The sequence below is a fragment of the Schlesneria paludicola DSM 18645 genome, from assembly GCF_000255655.1.
Lineage (GTDB): Bacteria > Planctomycetota > Planctomycetia > Planctomycetales > Planctomycetaceae > Schlesneria > Schlesneria paludicola.
Genome location: NZ_JH636438.1, coordinates 223,928 through 241,156 on the forward strand (window position 1 = coordinate 223,928; position 17,229 = coordinate 241,156).

A 17,229-nucleotide genomic window follows, 5' to 3' on the forward strand; every position below is an offset into this window, starting at 1 on the left:
CGATCGCGTAAGCCTCACGTTTCGTTCTTCGGACATCCCTCCCGCAACCTTGGTGCGCGATGCTAGAATCCCAATGAACAATTCGAGGTGAACTTGTGGAGAGACGTTTTCAATGAAGATCCTGGTGGCCAATCCGCGCGGCTTCTGCGCCGGTGTGAACATGGCGATTGAATGCCTTGACGAGGCGATTCGAATGTTCGGTTCGAATATCTACGTTTACCATGAGATCGTCCATAATAAGTACGTTGTCGAACGATTCACGCAGAAGGGCGTCACGTTCGTCAATGCGATCAGCGAAGTACCCGAGCAATCGATTCTGCTCTATTCGGCGCATGGGGTTTCGCCAGAGATTCGTGAGCAGTCGCGAGCTCGAAAACTGCAGACGATTGATGCCACATGCCCGCTGGTGACGAAGGTGCATCTCGAGGCGGTCAAGTATGCCCGCGAAGGATATCACATCGTTCTGATCGGTCATGAGGGGCATGACGAAGTGATTGGCACCATGGGCGAAGCGCCGGCGAGCATCACGCTGGTCGAAGATCCAGAAGACGTCGCGAAGTTGTCATTTCCTCTCGATGCGAAGGTCGCGTACCTGACTCAAACGACGCTGAGTGTCGAAGAAGCGGGACGCGTCATCGCCTCGCTCAAATCACGGTTTCCAAAGATTGAAAGTCCGCCGAAAGAAGACATCTGCTACGCGACGACCAATCGCCAGGATGCCGTCAAGCAACTGGCCAAGAACTCGGATGTGGTGATCGTGCTGGGCAGCCAGAACAGTTCAAACAGTCGGCGGTTGCAGGAAATCGGCGCATCGTTCGAGAAACGTTCATTTCTCGTGGATGGGGCGGAAGAGCTGCAACGTGAATGGTTCAGCGACGCGGATACGGTCCTAATCACCGCTGGCGCCAGTGCACCGGAGGTGGTCGTTCAGGATTGTATCGCATGGCTGTCGCGCGAATTCGGTGCAACGATCGAAGAAGTGACCACGCGCGAAGAGCACGTCGCGTTCCCGCTGCCGCGTGAACTGCGAGTGCTGCAATCGGCGCGAAACTGAATCAGGGACGAGATCAAGCCACTTTACGCTGCGGAACCGTCGCGTGTGGATACGCACCGACGGCCCCCGCGGGGGTTCCGTCCCATTGATGGGTCTTGACCTGACGCAAGATCCGATCGGCGACGATCATTGCCGCGAGAGCTTGATCACCCCCGACGTGTGGCCGGCATCCTGTTTTCACACACTGAACAAATTCTGCGAGTTCCTGTGTCAACGCATCGGGGCCGGTGTTGTCGACAGGGATGGCGTCATTCGTGATGAAATGTCCGAAGACACCTTTCTTCAGTGTTTCCAGGTCAGCACCCGGCTGAGCGGCCATCTGCAATGGTGGTGTTCCATGTCGCAACGCGTGGCTCGGTGCAAAGCACTTGACTTCGCGCTGGTGCATGTCGACAGTGACACAGCCGGCGGCGGACCACGCCGTCATTGAGCGTGAGGCGACCGGGCTGATCCGGCTGGCCGTAATGTCGGCGATGCATCCGTTTGCAAAGTAGAGACGCGCTTGGGCGGCGTCTTCGTGTTGCCCCATGACGCCAATTCCGAAGGCTTCACAGCCGCGTAGCGGGCTTTTCACCAACGAGAGCACGAGATCAATATCGTGGATCATCAGATCCAGCACGACACCAATATCGGTTGAGCGGAAGGTGTAGGTGCTGGTGCGTTCGCATCGCAAGTATTTCGGCTCGGCGATGACTTTTTCCGCGGCCATGAAAGCAGGATTGAATCGCTCGATATGTCCGACCTGCAACAGCGTCTGATGTCGTTTTGCGAGTTCAACCAGCTCTCGAGCCTCAGCGACATTTCCCGCGAGTGGTTTTTCCACCAGCACGGGGATGCCCTGTTCGAGAAATGCGCCAGCAACTTTTCGGTGTGCGATCGTCGGAACGACGACCGAAACGGCATCGATCCGATTGTCTTGCAGCAGTTCGTGATAGTCGGCGACCCATTGCGTCTGGTGCTTGGCGGCAATCTCTTGCCCACGCTCGGCCTGACTGTCGGCCACGGCGACCAGATCGACGCCCTCAAGCTCGCTCAGAATCCGTGCATGATGTCGTCCGAGAGCCCCCACCCCAACCACCGCCACACGCAGCCGATCCATCGTTGTTCCTTCGCAACCTGCTGGGAATGAGGAGCAGGCACCTCTTGAGGTTTCGCTGTCTGGGTTGCCGTCACGCTCCATGGACAGGCCCGCAGCTCAAATCAAAGTTGTCTCACGCCGCTCGTTGTTCTTCATTCGCAACGGGCTTGCTGCTGCGAACCGCTTCGCGTGCACGCCCATTTTTTCCTTTGGCAGACAGTTCGCAGAAATTGAGCAGTGTCAACAGTTCGATCGGCAGGACGCCTTCGGTTTTGTCGAGCAGTCTGGTGCGAACTTCTTCCAGTTTCAGATGTTCGCGGAAGATAAGCTTGTGGGCCTGACGGACGAGCGAAATCGCGTTTTCGGAAATACCGCGCCGACGCATGCCGACGACATTCACGGTCACGATTTCCGGGCTGTCACTGCCTGCGGCGAGCATGTAAGGAGGGATATCTTGGGGGGCACGGCAGCCGCCGGCCAGAAAACACCCGGTTCCCAGTGTCGCAAAGTGATGGACGACGGAGTTCCCGGACACGATCGAGAAGTCGTGAACGTGAACATGTCCACCGAGCAGGCTGCCGTTACACAGGATCACGTTATTGTGAACATGGCAGTTGTGTGCGACGTGTGTGTTCGCCATGAGAAAATTGCGATTGCCGACGCGCGTGATTCCGTCCTCTTTGTCGGCGCCACGATTCACGGTGACACCTTCGCGAAACAGGTTGTCATCACCGATGACGACGCGGGTATCAGAGCCGCTGTAGCCGATGTCCTGGGGTTCGCCGCCGATGACGGCACCAGGAAAGAAACGATTGCGTTCACCGATCGAGGTATGCCCGACGATCGCCACGTGGCTGTCCAGTTTGCAGCCAGCTCCGATCGTCACATGCGGGCCGACGACACAAAACGGACCAATTTCGACGTCATCGCCGATCGCGGCTTTGGGGTCCACTTGTGAGAGTGGTGAGATGTTTCGCGTCATGGTGTGGTCCTTGAGAAAACAATTCTCGTGAATCGAGTTTTGATGTGAATTGGCAGTTCGCGTTCGTTGTCTTGTCTCGATTCAGCGGCGATCGAAATCACATTATGCCGCCCTGCGAAGTGGGGTCGCTTTCTGTTGTCGTGGCAGGCGAACCTGTTCGCAAATCGCATGGTTGTGGTTATGGCCGGTTCGGTAGGCACGGAAGTGGCCGTGGAGATCACAGCCCAGTAGCGCAAAGTCGCCGATGCAGTCCAGGATTTTGTGTCGTGCGCATTCATCGGTCGCGCGAAGCGCGTTGCCGATGACGCCGTGGGGGCCGAAGATCAGCAGGTCTTTTTCAGTGACGCGTGAGCCGTAGCCCTGTGACTTGAGCGCCGCGACTTCGCTTTCCAGGACGAATGTCCGGGCGTAGGCGATGTTGGCCACAAAGCTTTCGGGGGAATACTCGAATGTCAGCAGTTGCGGTTTGATCGGAGATCGAGGGCCGTAGTCCAGTTCGTAGGTGACCACCAGCGTTCGTCGGAAGACGGGCGCCGCAGAAATCTCGGTGCCATCTGATGGAGACTGAATCCGCGATTCGCCGCTGAGCACCAACACGTCACGTGGAGCGGATTGTTCGGCAATCCCTGCATCCAGAATGGCGTGAACAAACGGCAGGCATGATCCGTCGGCACCCGGTGGTTCAGGGGCGTTCAATTGGACCAGGCAGTTGTCGATCTGCAGTCCGGCCAATGCCGCCATGACATGTTCGACAAGTTCGACGGTCGCGGCACCGTTGGAAATCGCCGTTCGCCTCTGGCGTGGAATGACATGATCGAGCGTTGCGGGAATTGGCTCGGTTCCCGGTAAATCCAGACGTTGAAAACGGATTCCATCATTTTCGTCGGCGGGTAGCAAATTCAACGTGACATCGGCGCCCGTTAAGAATCCGACGCCACAGTATTTCGCGGGACGATTGAGTGTGCGCTGGTTTCTTTGAATCATGTTCGGTCCCTGCGAGTCGTCACGAGCAAGTGGCTGTTGTCAGCGCGCCGTGACGAGCAATCACGGTCTTGTCGAATTGCGAACAAGAGCAGAGGGGATATAAGTCGACCCTGGAGTCATTCCAGGGTCGGTCAGGTCAACGCTTTCGCAGTGTGGTCAGGAGTTTTGACGAGCGAGAACTCGTTCAATCGCACATCCGCGAGAAGACTTCGGCCGGTCCGACAACTCACGATCTGATCGCAGTCATCGGACCTTTGTCCGAATGGCTCGATTACTTCTTGGTTGTTGGGGCAGGACGCTTGGCTTCGTCTGTCGCACGAGCAGGCTTCGTTGCGGCTGGGGTGTCCTTGTTCAACTTCTTGTTTAGTGCGGCCAGAATCTTCTGCGTGATATCGTCGTCTTCACGGTAGTAGACAACTTGGCGGTTCATGTTCTGCAGAATTTGCTGTGGGTTTTCGGTGTCCAGGTCATCGCGGTTGAATCGCATGACCAAGGTGTAGCCGAAGTGTTGGGCATAGTTCTTCACCATTTCCGAAACTTCGTTGTAGACCTGCAAGTAAATCTGCGATTCCTTCTTCAGGAACTCGCGCGATTTTTCACGGCGAAAACCTTCGAATTCAGCAGCCATCTTCACGAGAGCTTTTTCGGCCTTCGTGTATTCTGGGCTGCCTTCAGTAAAGGTCTTCATCTCTTGTTGCATCCGGGCCGTTTCTTGCTGAGTGGCCTTGGCCTTCTCTTCGCTCGACTGGATTTCTGCCTTCAGTTCTTCACGAAGAGTTTCGAACTTCGTGTAGTTCTTGAAAACATAGGCCATGTCGATCAGCGCAACCTTGTGAGGTTCGACGGCGCCCGCTGCGGGTTTGCTCGGCTCGCTCCAAGCGTCCCGAGTCAACGTAAGAAATCCAGCCAATAAGGCGATTGCGGATGCGGAAACGATGACTTTCTTCACGGCGGATGCACTCCTTTGCGTGGCCGAAGGGATGGGACTCGTCTTGTGTTGTCGTATCCACCACCGAAACCGTGTCCCCGGTTCGCGAAGGATGGATAAAATCGCTTGGGTATTCTGCACAGCGCCGAAATCTCGTCAAGATGAAGTCGGGTGGGGATTCCCGGTTGATCCTCAGTTTTTTTGATTTTGACGAAAGTCGGCAGGATTCGCCGGATGCCCCTCTGCTGAAACTTTGACGAATCGAGTTCTTCTGGTTTGTAAGTCTTTTGCTTTAATGTTCTTACGCACTTCGTTATCTGTGCCAGACAGAGTAAGGCAAAGGCAACAAAAACGCCCCGGTTCAATATCCAATGAACCGGGGCGTCCCGAGTACCGCGTCATCAACCGTTCCATCAGCCGTCGGCGGTCGGTGTTTCGCGTTTCACTTCTGTTCAGGAACCCCGCACACCTGTCGATTGAGATCTCGACAGGGACGGCCGTTCCGGTCAGTTCAATTCAGCTACAACCATGGCTGGTGCCGCAGTTGTGGCAAAGGTAGCAATTGCCGTTGCGGACCGTGATGGCTCCACAGTTGCTGCAACTGGGCGCGTCGGACTGGAACTTGGCGAACTGCTGATTGCGATTCACGGTCGTGTCCGCCCCACTTGGCTGCAGCACTTTCAGTGACGATGTTAGTCGCTGGGCAATCGCCACTGGTGTCTTTCCGTTTGCCTGGCCATTTGAACTGTGGCCGTTTCCACCGTGGCCCTTTGCTGAGCGGCCATTCGAACCTGCATGACCATTGCTGGTCTGACCATTCGTCGCATGGCCATTGGTTGCAGGGGCCGAAGTCGCAGGCGTTGCCTTGTTCGAAGCGACTTCGGCCGGACGATGACTTTCCGCGGCGTCCTCGCTCTCGCCATCATGCCCGGACGCGTCAGGACGCTTGGGCACGTTGGCTTCGCGGAAGCCTGGCAGGAACTGAATTCCCAACCAGCGGAAGATGTAATCGACGACGCTCTTGGCGTTTGGAATGTCTGGGTTTTGCGTCCATCCACTCGGCTCAAATCGCGAGTGCGAGAACTTTTCGACCAGAACTTCCAGCGGAACCCCGTACTGCAGGCCCATGGACGTCTCGGTGCCGATGACGTCCATCAGACCGCCGATCGTGCTTCCTTCTTTCGCCATACTGATGAACAACTCACCGGGGGTGCCGTCTTCGAACAGTCCCACCGTGATGTAGCCTTCGTGTCCGCCGACCGAGAACTTATGGGTGAGCGAATGTCGCGTGGCGGGCAGTCGGCGACGTGCCGGTCGATCGCCACTGTTGGCTCCGCCCTTCTTGCGGTCACCTTCTTTCGTTGTCGACAGCGGCTGGCTTTGCTTCGAACCGTCGCGATAAATCGCGAGAGCTTTCAGGCCCAGTCGCCAGCCTTCCAGGTAGGCTTTTTCGATGTCTTCGACGGTACTTTCGTTCGGCATATTCACGGTTTTGGAAATCGCGCCCGACAAGAACGGCTGTGCAGCCGCCATCATCTTGACGTGTGCCTTCCAGTGGATCGTGCGTGTACCATTGTTGGCTTTGAATGCACAGTCAAAGACACTGACATGTTCGGGCTTCAGATCGGCAGCGCCTTCAATCGTTTCGGTGTCTTCGATGTGCTTGACGATGCGATCGATTTCCGGGGAATCATATCCCAGTGTTTTCAGGGACAGTGGAACTGTTCGGTTCACGATCTTCATCATTCCGCCACCGGCGAGCTGCTTGTACTTCACCAGCGCGATATCGGGCTCGATCCCGGTCGTGTCACAATCCATCATGAACGCGATGGTGCCCGTCGGAGCGAGAACCGTCGCCTGGGCATTGCGGTACCCGAATTTCCGACCGGAATCGACACATTCATCCCAGACCTTTCCTGCGGCATCGCGCAGGTACTCGGGGCACGAGGTATCGATACGATCGACAGCGTCACGATGCATCCGCATGACGCGAAGCATTGGATCGGCATTCTCTTTGTAGCCTGCAAAGGGACCCAGGTAGCCCGCAATGCGGCTCGACATCAAGTAGCCTTGGCCCGTCAGCAGGGCCGTCAAGGCGCCCGCAATCCCGCGGCCGGCGTCGCTGTCGTAGGGGATGCCCATCGACATCAGCAGGCTGCCCAGGTTGGCGTAGCCCAAGCCCAGCGGGCGGTACAGGTGGCTGTTCTTGGCGATGGTCGGCGTGGGATAGCTGGCATTGTCGACCAGGATTTCCTGTGCCGTGATGAAGATCGAGGCTGCGGAACGAAACCGCTCGACATCGAATGTCCCCTCGGGACGCTGGAACTTTCGCAGGTTGAGGCTCGACAGGTTACATGCGGTGTCGTCGAGGAACATGTATTCCGAACAGGGGTTCGAGGCATTAATCCGGCCCGAATTCGGGCAAGTATGCCAGCGATTGATCGTCGTGTCGTACTGGACGCCAGGATCACCACAGGCCCAGGCCCCTTCGGCCATTTGACGCAGAATATACTTGGCTTCGTACTCGGGGCCAAATTTGGTTGCATCGGTCACCCAGCGGGTCTTCCAGGTCTTGCCTTCTTCGCCCGCTCGCATGAACTCATCGCTCAATCGAACAGACAGATTGGCATTCTGGAACATGATCGAGGAATAGGCTTCGCCATTGAAATTGGCGTCGTACTCACCGCTATCGATCAGAACGCGGGCTTTCTTCTCTTCTTTATTCTTGCACTGGATGAATTCCAGGATGTCGGGATGCCAGTCTTTCAGCGACTGCATCTTAGCGGCGCGACGGGTCTTTCCACCGGATTTCACGACGGCTGCGATCTGATCGTAGACTCGCATGAACGAAAGCGGGCCCGAGGGGGTTCCCCCACCCGAAAGCTTTTCGCGTGAACCACGGATGGTAGACAGGTCGGTACCGGTTCCCGAACCAAACTTGAACAGCATCGCCTCGCTGGTCGCGAGACGCATGATGTCTTCCATGTTGTCATCGACCGACTGAATGAAGCAGGCCGAGGCTTGTGGGCGCTCGTACGATGTCTCTGGGCGTTCGACCTGCTGGGTGGCCGGGTTAAAGTAGTAGTTGCCTCGTGCACCCGTGACGCCGTACTGGTGGTACAGGCCGACATTGAACCAGACGGGCGAATTGAACGAGCCGTATTGGTGCAAACACATCCAGGCGAGATCGCGATAGAAGTTTTCGCCGTCTTCAAGGCTCGCGAAGTATCCGCCGGCAATACCCCAATCGGCGATGGTTCGCGCCACGCGATGGATCACCTGCTTGACGCTGGTTTCTCGTTCGGGTGTACCGTGTTCGCCATAGAAGTACTTCGAAACCACAACGTTTGTGGCCAAAGGGCTCCATGTGGCGGGGATTTCGCAATTCGTCTGTTCGAATAGGACCTTACCGGTTTCGTCCTTAATCGCCGCCGTTCGGTAGTCCCATTCGACGGTCGTAAACGGATCTGTATCAGCCGGGCAAAAACGTGGGGGCACCGACATGGCGCGGGTTTCGGGCAAGGGGCGACCAGAAAGGTTTTGACCGCTGGGAGCAGTCGTGGCCGCAGACGAGCCGGAAGAAGTCATTCCATTGGACTGGTGCATCATGCACGCTCCTCAATATCCAGAGTCAAAAAACTGCCACAGCCTGGCAGATGGCGTGAAGAAATTTAGCCGGAGAAATTAGAAAACGAGGTTGTGACTGTTATCTCTCATCGGCACTACGGGTAGCGGTCCTGATGTGAAATTGACGCTACATCTGGTGACGGACGGTACGTCGCCACAATAAAAATCGCGACTCCGAAAGTCAACAGTCTCAATTCGGGCAATGTGTTCCCGCCATCAAGACGACAAGCTTAACTTGAAGTCGAACTTCGACTTAATTTACTTGTGAAAAAATTACAAATTCATTCATCAAATGCAGGGAAGATCCGGTTTTGATGACGGTCCGTGTTGCTGATCGGCAACGCTTTGCGTGAATCTGTGGTGTACATGGCATGTTGATGGCGCTGCTAAGTATTATGGGTTATTATGTTGCGTTGCATTGTGGGTTTGCGTTGAATGGTGTACTAGGCGTCGCCTCACGGTCAGGGCTCTGGTGTGGGACGTGGCGTTTCAGCCACAATCCCTAGTGGCACACCCGATCTGCACTGACGGGTTTGTGAGCGACACCTGAAGGTTTATGGGCCTGCTCGCAAACGAGCTAATTGATGAATCAATTCTGCTTTGATGCTTCGCTGGGATGGACGGATCGTCGTCATCTCGCGCGGGGGTGGACAGCAGAGTGGAATGCTGGATGAGTGGCACTTTCGTGAGGGGGCTGAAGCAGGATAATTGCCTCACTCGGGTACGAATTCACTGTTCTCGTTTTCGAAGGCGGTCAACCGATATTCGCGGGATTCAGTGCGGCGATGTGTTCGAATGGCGCGTGCAACGCCATAATTCGGTTGTGTGGGGTCTTGCCTGCCCTACGGGGCGTATTTCTGCTGTTTCTCCAATCGGTACGAGCACCATGTTTGATGTCGCCGCCATCCAATCCGCACTTCGAGAGAGTCAACTCGATGGTTGGCTGTTCTACGACTTTCGGGCGAGCAACGTGCTGGCTCGTCGCATTCTTCAATTTCCAGACGGTCCAGACGGTTCGCGGCGATGGGCGTATTTGATTCCGAAAACGGGTGCGCCGAAGAAACTGGTTCATCGGATCGAGGACGGGGCGCTGGATCATCTGCCTGGAGAGAAACGGGTTTATCTCAAGTGGCAGGAATTTGAAGCGGGGATCGCCGCCCTGGTCTCCGGGTGTCCGCGGGTCGCGATGGAGTATTCACCGCTGAATGGAATTCCCTACATCTCGCGCGTCGATGCGGGAACGGTGGAACTCGTTCGGAGATCTGGTGTCGAAGTCGTGTCGTCGGGCGACTTGATTCAGATGTTCGAAGCCGTCTGGGACGACGCTCAGTGGACCATGCATCTCGAAGCGGGGCGTCATACCGATTCGGCGTATGCGGCGGCATGGGCGATGATCGCGGCCGCAGTCCGTGCAAATGGCGAAACCACGGAATCGGCCGTGAGTGCCACGATTATGGAACATTTCGACAAGCATGGCCTGACGACGTATCACCCGCCCATCGTGGGGGTCAATGCGCACAGTGGCGACCCCCACTACGAAACTGGCGAGGCACCAATTCGAGCAGGCGATTTTGTCCTGATTGATTTGTGGGCGAAGCTTAACCAGCCACGTGCCGTCTACAGTGATTTAACCCGAGTCGGTTTCGTAGGGGAATCCGTTCCAAAGAAGTACGAAGCGATCTTCTTGATCGTGGCTGCGGCCCGAGACGCGGCGATTCAGCTCGTCAAAGAGCGATTCGCCCGGAACGAAACGCTGCAAGGATACGAAGTCGATGATGCCGCACGGCGGGTGATTGAGCACGCGGGGTATGGGCAATATTTTGTCCACCGTACGGGTCACAGTATCGGTCAGGAGACCCACGGGAACGGGGCCAACATCGACAATCTGGAAACGCACGAGACCCGTCGCATTCTTCCCGGTTGCTGCTTTTCGATTGAACCGGGAATCTACTTGCCTGAGTTTGGGATTCGTAGCGAAGTCAACGTATTCGTCGATCATCAACGGCAAGTCCATGTGACGGCAGGAACGCTTCAGACTTCCGTCATTCCGATTCTCAAAGCTTTCTGAGCGTGGTTCGCTCCATTCTCTTCTCACCATCAACTCGATCAACCGTCAGGATCTCAGGATGTCTCGCAGGCTTTCAGATCTCTTAGGTCAGCGTGTTTTGAAGCGATTTCTCCATCAAGTCGCTGAGTCTACCGTTTTCCATACGGCAACTCGACGGGGTTTGAATTGGGGCCCGGTCGTGATGCTGGTGATCGCATTTTCCGCGGGATGCGGAACCAAGGTGCCAGCGAAATCAACGTCGCACATGGGCGAGTCCGATGATCCTGTGGCGGCTGTTGCGACGGAAACGTCTTCCAGCACGGCTGTCGCTGGGCAGTCCGAACCAAGGCCGTCCCACGAGGTCCACGCGGCGTCATCGGGGGGGGAGTCACCAGCGGGAGATGCTCAGGCGTCAACGAAGGAGAACGGGGCTTCGACCAAGTCAAACGCATTGGCACAGGCACCGAAGTCAGTCAGCCCGAAGGAGTCCAATGCGGCTTCCAAACGGTTGGCCGTCCCCACTGCGGAACAAATTGCGAAATGGGCGATTCCGGCGTATTCCCCTTTGCGGATGCTGACCTGTTACGACGGATTTGGCGATGCCTTTGTGCACAGTGCGGCAATCAGTCCAGATGGAAAACGATTCGTGCTGGGCGGCGTCAAATTGACGGTTTGGAGCATCGCGGACAGCGAGCCGTCGGTCGATTTACTGGCGGAGATTAAGGGGATCGAAATCGAACGACCGATTCGCGCAGTGGCGATTTCCCCGGATGGAAATTGGCTGGCAGCCGGTGATCAGAAAGGGTTTCTCCGCATCTGGAACCTTGCCGATCTGAAAGAGGCCGTGAAAGTTCGCGCTCATGATGCACGACTACTTCAGTTGGCGTTTTCTCCAAATTCACAGACGCTCGCAACAACCAGTTACTCTGGAGAAGTCCGATTCTGGCAGGTGTCCGACGGCAAGAAAGTTGGTAGCGGGAAGGTCAGCGATCATGAACTGGCCCGGATAGCGTTCTTGTCAGAAACGCAACTGGTGGGGGCCGGCCGTGAAACAAGTATTTGGAATGTTGAGCAAGGGGCCAAAGAGAATGTATTGACGACGGCCTACATTACCGGGCCTTCATTGGGGCTATCGCCTGATCGGCAACGAATTGCGTTCGGCGACCAGGAATCCAAAGTGCAATTCTGGGATGTCAAGACGTCGTCGCTGACGGATCGTCCACTGATTGGCGCCGGGGCGCACCTGATCGATTTTTCGCATGATGGAAAATTCATTGCGACGTATTCACGAGATTCAAACATTCGTATCTGGGATGCTGCGACGGGCCAGGTTGTTCAAGTGATTGATGCGGACGGCGGTCGGACCACCGGACTGCAATGGATTCCGAATAGTCACGCGCTGTTCATCGTGTCCGAGATCGGTCGCATTCGGATCTGGGGTACTGATGAGCAGGCGACGTCTCTTGGTCTGACCGCAATGCTGCAGCCGGTTCCCCAATCGAATCCTGTGAGCCCGCGTAAGCCGTTCAGTTTTCCCCAGCTTCAGCGTGTCATCGATCTTCGTTCGTTTCCCAAATTGCCGGGTGCCGTACCGCAATGGGGTGACGTTGGGATTCTCGGATACTCGGCGCCCGTCACGACGGAGGAGGCTGAGCAGTTCTATCGCTTCACGCTCGGAAACGCCGGCTGGAAGGAAGTGGTGCAGGCCAACACTTCCACGCCTGGAGTGACGTTTCAAAAAGAAAGCTGTCAGTTGAATGCGACGTTCACACCGGGGACGGGGGAGGACAAACAGTTGCAGATAAACTTGCAACTTTTGGGAAACTTCGATGTGCGACAGGTTCCTTCCTTCAAGCCGGTTCCATCGCAAAGCACCTTCAGCTCGTTCTCGTCAGTCATGTATCGCACGAAAGCCGAACTACTTGACGTCGAAGTGGGGTTGTTGAAACTGCTGCACACCGCCGGCTGGACACCCTATTCTCGATTGGCGGCGGCAAGCCAAGAGGACCCTGAAGGCCGGATGATGTCGTTCATTCAAGAAGGCAGCATTCTGACGCTGTTCATCAGCCGCCCGGCGGACGCTCCGGATGAATTTTCCGTTCAGGTGAGCACGCAGATCACCAGCAAGTCATTGCCGATTCCTTCCGATGCCGGTTGGATTGAATTCGACAATTCCACCGAGTTGCAACTGGTGGCGAACACCAAGATGGATCTGAAGCAAACGGCCGAATTCTATGATAAGGAAATGGCCGCCGATGAATGGATTGCGCGAGAATCCGGGCGAGGTTTCAAAGAGGACCGTGGCTTCATGCCGTTCATTCGTGGCCAGCAGGACGTGCTGATTCGCTTGGTGGCTCAACCGGACGGCGGTACCCGCATCATCGTCGGTGAAGCCGAACGTTCGTCGTGGCAGTTGGAGAAGCTGAACAAGGACGACGGAGCAGGAAAAGGTGGGCTTGAGGCCGCCGACGTGCCGTTGCCGAAAGCCGCCACCGCGGTCAAGTTCGAGGTCGATCAGAAGCAGATCTTGTTTGAGCTGAGTGACGTTAGCCCGCCAGATCTTGCCGATCAGTTCGCCAACTCGCTCGCGCCGCTTGGCTGGAAGCTTGAAAAAGGCGGTGTGGTGAGCAACGACTATGTTCTGGCGACATTCAATAAAGCGAAAGCCGAACTTCAAATCCGAATTCGGATGAACGGGAAGAAGACCGCGGCGATGGTTAGCGGCGATGGGTTGCTATGGTCGAAACCACTGCCGGCGGCGCCGGTTCGGATCTCGTACGGTACCTGGCTGCGCCGCGAAAAGAAGGATGCCACGCTTGATCGCCTGGACGAATACGTCGCAGAGATGCGGATGGTTCCACTTAAGGCCGCGGCTGAAAAGTAGTTGTGAGTGTGCGACACTGAGCGGATCGAATCCCGCCCCAGAAATCGGGGCGACAGATCTTTCTGGACTGGTCGAGCCGCGTCGGGCATACGATTTGTCTCGATTTGCAACTGCTTACCCCGTCATAAATTCCGCTCGACATCTCGACTTTGTCATCTGAAAATTGCCCTATTTACTGCGGTTTTCCGATCAAAATCGGTCTTTGCCCAAAGTCGGGTCTGTGGTAGAAGTCCGTCCTCCCCTAGAATACCCCTCCCGCCGATCGACTGAGCGAGGTCATTGCCTCGCGAGTTGTCGACATACCACTGGATGAATCATTGTGTGGTCATTGAAAGGTGCGAAGCGAGCGATCATTTTCGCTGGCTGTCTTGCCGCAGCCTATACCCAACTGACAACATCTCCGGCGACGATCCAATACATTCGAGCACTGGGTGCGAATGAGTTTCACATTGGCATCCTGGGCGCCATGCCAACGCTGATGTTGTTCATGCAGTTTGTGTCCGCCGTCGTGGTGAACCACCTCGCCTATCGTCGTCGGTTATGGTTCTGGGCGGCGATGACGCATCGTTTGATGCTGTTGCCGACCGCGCTGGGGCCCTGGCTCTTTCCAGAAATGTCCGATCAGTTCTGGGTTTGGACGTTGCTGATCACCACCGCAATCAATCAGGGATTGCTTCATTTCAGTTCGCCATTATGGCTGAGCTGGATGGGCGATTATCTGCCTCATAAGGGGCTTAGCAGTTTCTGGGGGCAACGCCAGTTGTGGACACAAATTGCGGCGGCCGGATCGCTGTGCGCCGCCGCGTTTCTCGTTCACCAATCCGGGCTGCCCATTGATATCAGCTATGCCGTCATGACTTGCATCGGAACGCTGTGCGGCGTGATTGACCTGTTGCTGTTCTTCAAGGTTGCGGAACCACCTGTGCAGAAGGCGCCGTCGCCGCGATTGATGAAAGTATTGACCGAGCCCTTTCACAGCAGCGAATTTCGTCGCTATATCGGCTTCATGTGCTTCTGGAACTTTGCCGCGATGGCGGGCGCTCCGTTTATCAGCCTTTATCTTCTGTCAGAAGTCGGCATGGATCTGTTTCATGTGCTGCTGCTCTGGACCATCTCCTGGGTCGGCGGCGCCATGTTTTCCCGGACGCTAGGTCGTTGGGCCGATGCCCATGGTTCGCAGCCGGTGCTCGTGATGTGTGTTGCGCTCAAGTCCAGCAATATGCTCGCGCTGCTTCTGATCCCCCCATCTCCGTCCATTGCCTTTTGGGTCCTGGCCCCGTGTTTCATGCTGGATGCCGCACTGAATGCCGGAATCTTGATCGCCAATAACGGCTTCATGATCAAGAATTCACCGTCCGAGAATCGCACGATGTACATTGCCGCGACTCAAGCCGTGGCGGGGGTTGTTGGAGGGTTAACCTCCATTCTGGCCGGGCTGGTGATGCAGCAGCTTTCAGGGACGCAGTGGAATGTCCTCGGCTGGACGCTGGGGCAGTTTCAGATCATGTTTCTGGCGAGCATCGCCCTGCGATGGGTGGCGTTGCTGATGACCCGCTACGTCAATGAGCCAAGCGCACGTCACACTTGGGACGTTGTTCAGGAAATGGCTCGAGACACGCTCGAACGGATGGAAGTCCGCAGGACACGTGTCTTCGCCCGAGTCAGAGTCATTACAAAGCGAAGGCTTCGAACCGGTTCCGTGATCGATGGCACAAGTCAGGGCCTAGGAGCGGACATTCCGGGCGGCCATGCGCGAGTCCCAGCGCCGAAACGTGCGCGGAGATTACGTCCGCGCCGGTCTCAGCCTATGTGACCACGGTTCTAATGTTCCCACAGGGTATCGTTGAGCGCCCTGTCGATGAATGCCGGTTCCTAGCGGCGATACTGAATCTGATTCAGTTCACCCGTCGAGGGCATCGTCGGTGGCAGCAATGTTTCTGGCAGGTTGCCGGGGACCGTGACGGTGTGCTGAAACGCCGGTTGCTGAACCTGCGGATATGCCATTTGTTGGGCTGGAACGTGCAGTCCCGTTGGTTGGGCGACCCAGGATGGATGCTGCTGAGCCACGGGCTGAACGTACCCGTAGGGCACATGGGCCGGTTGATACCGCGACACCTTCAGCATGGTCGCCTGATCGTGGTACTTGTGCCAGAACTGTTGCGAGTACGGCATTGAGGGGCGTTCTCCCCAACCCGCCGCCGTTTGCGACTGAGAAAGCACATCTTTGTAATTGTACGGACGGAAGACGCCATGACCGCCGTAAGCGGGAATTTCTTGGAAGTAGCCATGCACCCAGCTCATCTGAGAATCGGACGCGTAGTGCTGCTCTGCGGAACCTTCAAACCCGTATTGCCCGTACGCACGAGCTGGCACAGGAGCGTTTGGCATTTCCGATGGGCCGGGGGAACCGACCTGCATTGCAAGTCCGACCGCAAGATTGATGAGGCCGTTCGGCATGGATCTATCCTTCCGTGTCTATTCCGCGGCCATGCCGCTTGATCGGTTGATGGGTCGATCGGTCATGATGCCGATCGAAGCACTCAAGCACAGTCTCTGGATGAGTTTCTGCGGCTGATTTCCTAAATCACCTTGTCGCTATCGGCGCTCCTTGAGCGAATCTTCCTGAGTTCTGGGCTGAACGCTAATTGTTTCGGGATCGCTACTGACAGATTGAACCGCGATGTCGCTAGAAGCCGTCAGGTCGGGACGGGATTCCGCTCGTGATGTCCAGTTTGCCTCCAGATGCTCCATCATCAGGGGTTAGGTTTGGTTATCTCCACATGACGCTCGCCGCGGACGAACGCAAAACCTGCAGTCTGTCGCGGTTTGTTTGTGTGTCTTAGGCAAACTTTAGGGGGTGTGTCGTGAATTCACCTCATATTGAGAGCCTTCGAGTGGAGCTTCGAATCTGAATTCACACGCAATCTGCCAACAGAGAACGACGAGACGATTGAGGCCAGTCCGAGGTCCCAAGTCCCTCAAAATAATCCCCCGGCAATGTTCCCCTGTGGAGACACTCGCGCTATGTTGATCTCGAAATCGTGTCGCATGTTTTTGGCCGCGGCTGCGGTCGCAGTAATGGCACCGGCGTCGCAAGCAGGATGTAACTGCTCGGTTCCTCCTTCACCCGTTGTTTCCACCTACACTCCCACTTCCGCCGCTGCGTGGGGCGGTGCGCCTGGCTATGCTGGCTCACCTGGTGGGTATGGGGCTACGGCGGTGGGCACCGGCCCGTCTGCCTATGACGACTACAACTCTGCCGGTCCGCACTGGGCACCCGGGGGCTACGAACCGCGAGTGGGATCGCCTGCGTACTACCACGATCCCGCGGGCGGGCAGTATGTCGTCACCGGAAATCCCTACTACGATCATTTTGGTCCAGGGTTTCACCGTCAAGATCTGCACGGACACTACCGCTTTCCGTACTACAACTACCGGGCTCCCTGGTACTACCCCGGTCGTGCGGTCTACAACCGAAACACCAATTTCCCCTGGTGAGGCCCATTTCAATTGACACGCGATGATTCAAGCAGATCGCATCACGTCAGCACGCCGATGATTTGCTTGAATCGCCTGCTTGGTTGTGACAAGGAGGCGTTCTGGCGGGCGACGCTCGCGCATCCGCCAGAGCCCATTGGGGCTGTT

At 56.3% G+C, this 17,229-nt stretch carries 11 protein-coding genes; 5 read left to right on the forward strand and 6 right to left on the reverse strand.

The features are described 5' to 3' along the window. Positions 1-112: 112 nt before the first annotated feature. Entirely contained in the window at positions 113-1,054 is a 942-nt protein-coding gene (ispH, locus tag OSO_RS0140870) for a 4-hydroxy-3-methylbut-2-enyl diphosphate reductase (RefSeq protein WP_010588457.1), read from the forward strand. Positions 1,055-1,067: 13 nt separating this feature from the next. On the opposite strand, the gene OSO_RS0140875 is transcribed toward ispH, so the two are convergent. The 5 genes from OSO_RS0140875 to OSO_RS0140900 form a co-directional block, all read right to left on the reverse strand. Then, entirely contained in the window at positions 1,068-2,153 is a 1,086-nt protein-coding gene (locus OSO_RS0140875; RefSeq protein WP_010588458.1) for a Gfo/Idh/MocA family protein, read from the reverse strand. A 112-nt stretch (positions 2,154-2,265) separates the two neighbouring features. Beyond that, positions 2,266-3,114 (reverse strand): acyl-ACP--UDP-N-acetylglucosamine O-acyltransferase, encoded by an 849-nt coding sequence (gene lpxA / locus OSO_RS0140880; protein WP_010588459.1) that lies wholly within the window; start codon positions 3,112-3,114, stop codon positions 2,266-2,268. Positions 3,115-3,216: 102 nt separating this feature from the next. Next, a complete protein-coding gene (locus tag OSO_RS0140885) occupies positions 3,217-4,098 on the reverse strand; it encodes a UDP-3-O-acyl-N-acetylglucosamine deacetylase (protein WP_010588460.1) in 882 nt (293 codons plus the stop codon). A 271-nt stretch (positions 4,099-4,369) separates the two neighbouring features. Next, positions 4,370-5,047 carry an OmpH/Skp family outer membrane protein gene (locus OSO_RS47140; protein WP_010588461.1) on the reverse strand — a complete coding sequence of 226 codons (678 nt, stop codon included), beginning with the start codon at positions 5,045-5,047 and terminating at the stop codon, positions 4,370-4,372. A gap of 495 nt (positions 5,048-5,542) precedes the next feature. Continuing rightward, positions 5,543-8,530, reverse strand: coding sequence for a vitamin B12-dependent ribonucleotide reductase (locus OSO_RS0140900; RefSeq protein ID WP_390512122.1), 2,988 nt, complete (start codon positions 8,528-8,530; stop codon positions 5,543-5,545). A 1,009-nt stretch (positions 8,531-9,539) separates the two neighbouring features. On the opposite strand from OSO_RS0140900, the gene OSO_RS0140910 reads away from it, so the two are divergent. From OSO_RS0140910 to OSO_RS0140920, 3 genes are all read left to right on the forward strand, one after another. Then, entirely contained in the window at positions 9,540-10,721 is a 1,182-nt protein-coding gene (locus OSO_RS0140910; RefSeq protein WP_010588464.1) for a M24 family metallopeptidase, read from the forward strand. Between the two features lie 58 nt (positions 10,722-10,779). Next, on the forward strand, positions 10,780-13,584 hold the full coding sequence (locus tag OSO_RS0140915) for a WD40 repeat domain-containing protein (RefSeq protein ID WP_083843102.1): 2,805 nt from the start codon (positions 10,780-10,782) through the stop codon (positions 13,582-13,584). Between the two features lie 319 nt (positions 13,585-13,903). Continuing rightward, positions 13,904-15,397, forward strand: a complete 1,494-nt coding sequence (locus OSO_RS0140920; RefSeq protein ID WP_010588466.1) for an MFS transporter — start codon at positions 13,904-13,906, stop codon at positions 15,395-15,397. A 59-nt stretch (positions 15,398-15,456) separates the two neighbouring features. On the opposite strand, the gene OSO_RS0140925 is transcribed toward OSO_RS0140920, so the two are convergent. Next, the gene (locus OSO_RS0140925; RefSeq protein ID WP_010588467.1) at positions 15,457-16,041 is read right to left on the reverse strand and encodes a hypothetical protein; all 585 of its coding nucleotides are present in this window, start codon (positions 16,039-16,041) and stop codon (positions 15,457-15,459) included. Positions 16,042-16,608: 567 nt separating this feature from the next. On the opposite strand from OSO_RS0140925, the gene OSO_RS0140935 reads away from it, so the two are divergent. After that, the gene (locus OSO_RS0140935) at positions 16,609-17,082 is read left to right on the forward strand and encodes a hypothetical protein (protein ID WP_010588468.1); all 474 of its coding nucleotides are present in this window, start codon (positions 16,609-16,611) and stop codon (positions 17,080-17,082) included. Positions 17,083-17,229 lie beyond the last annotated feature (147 nt).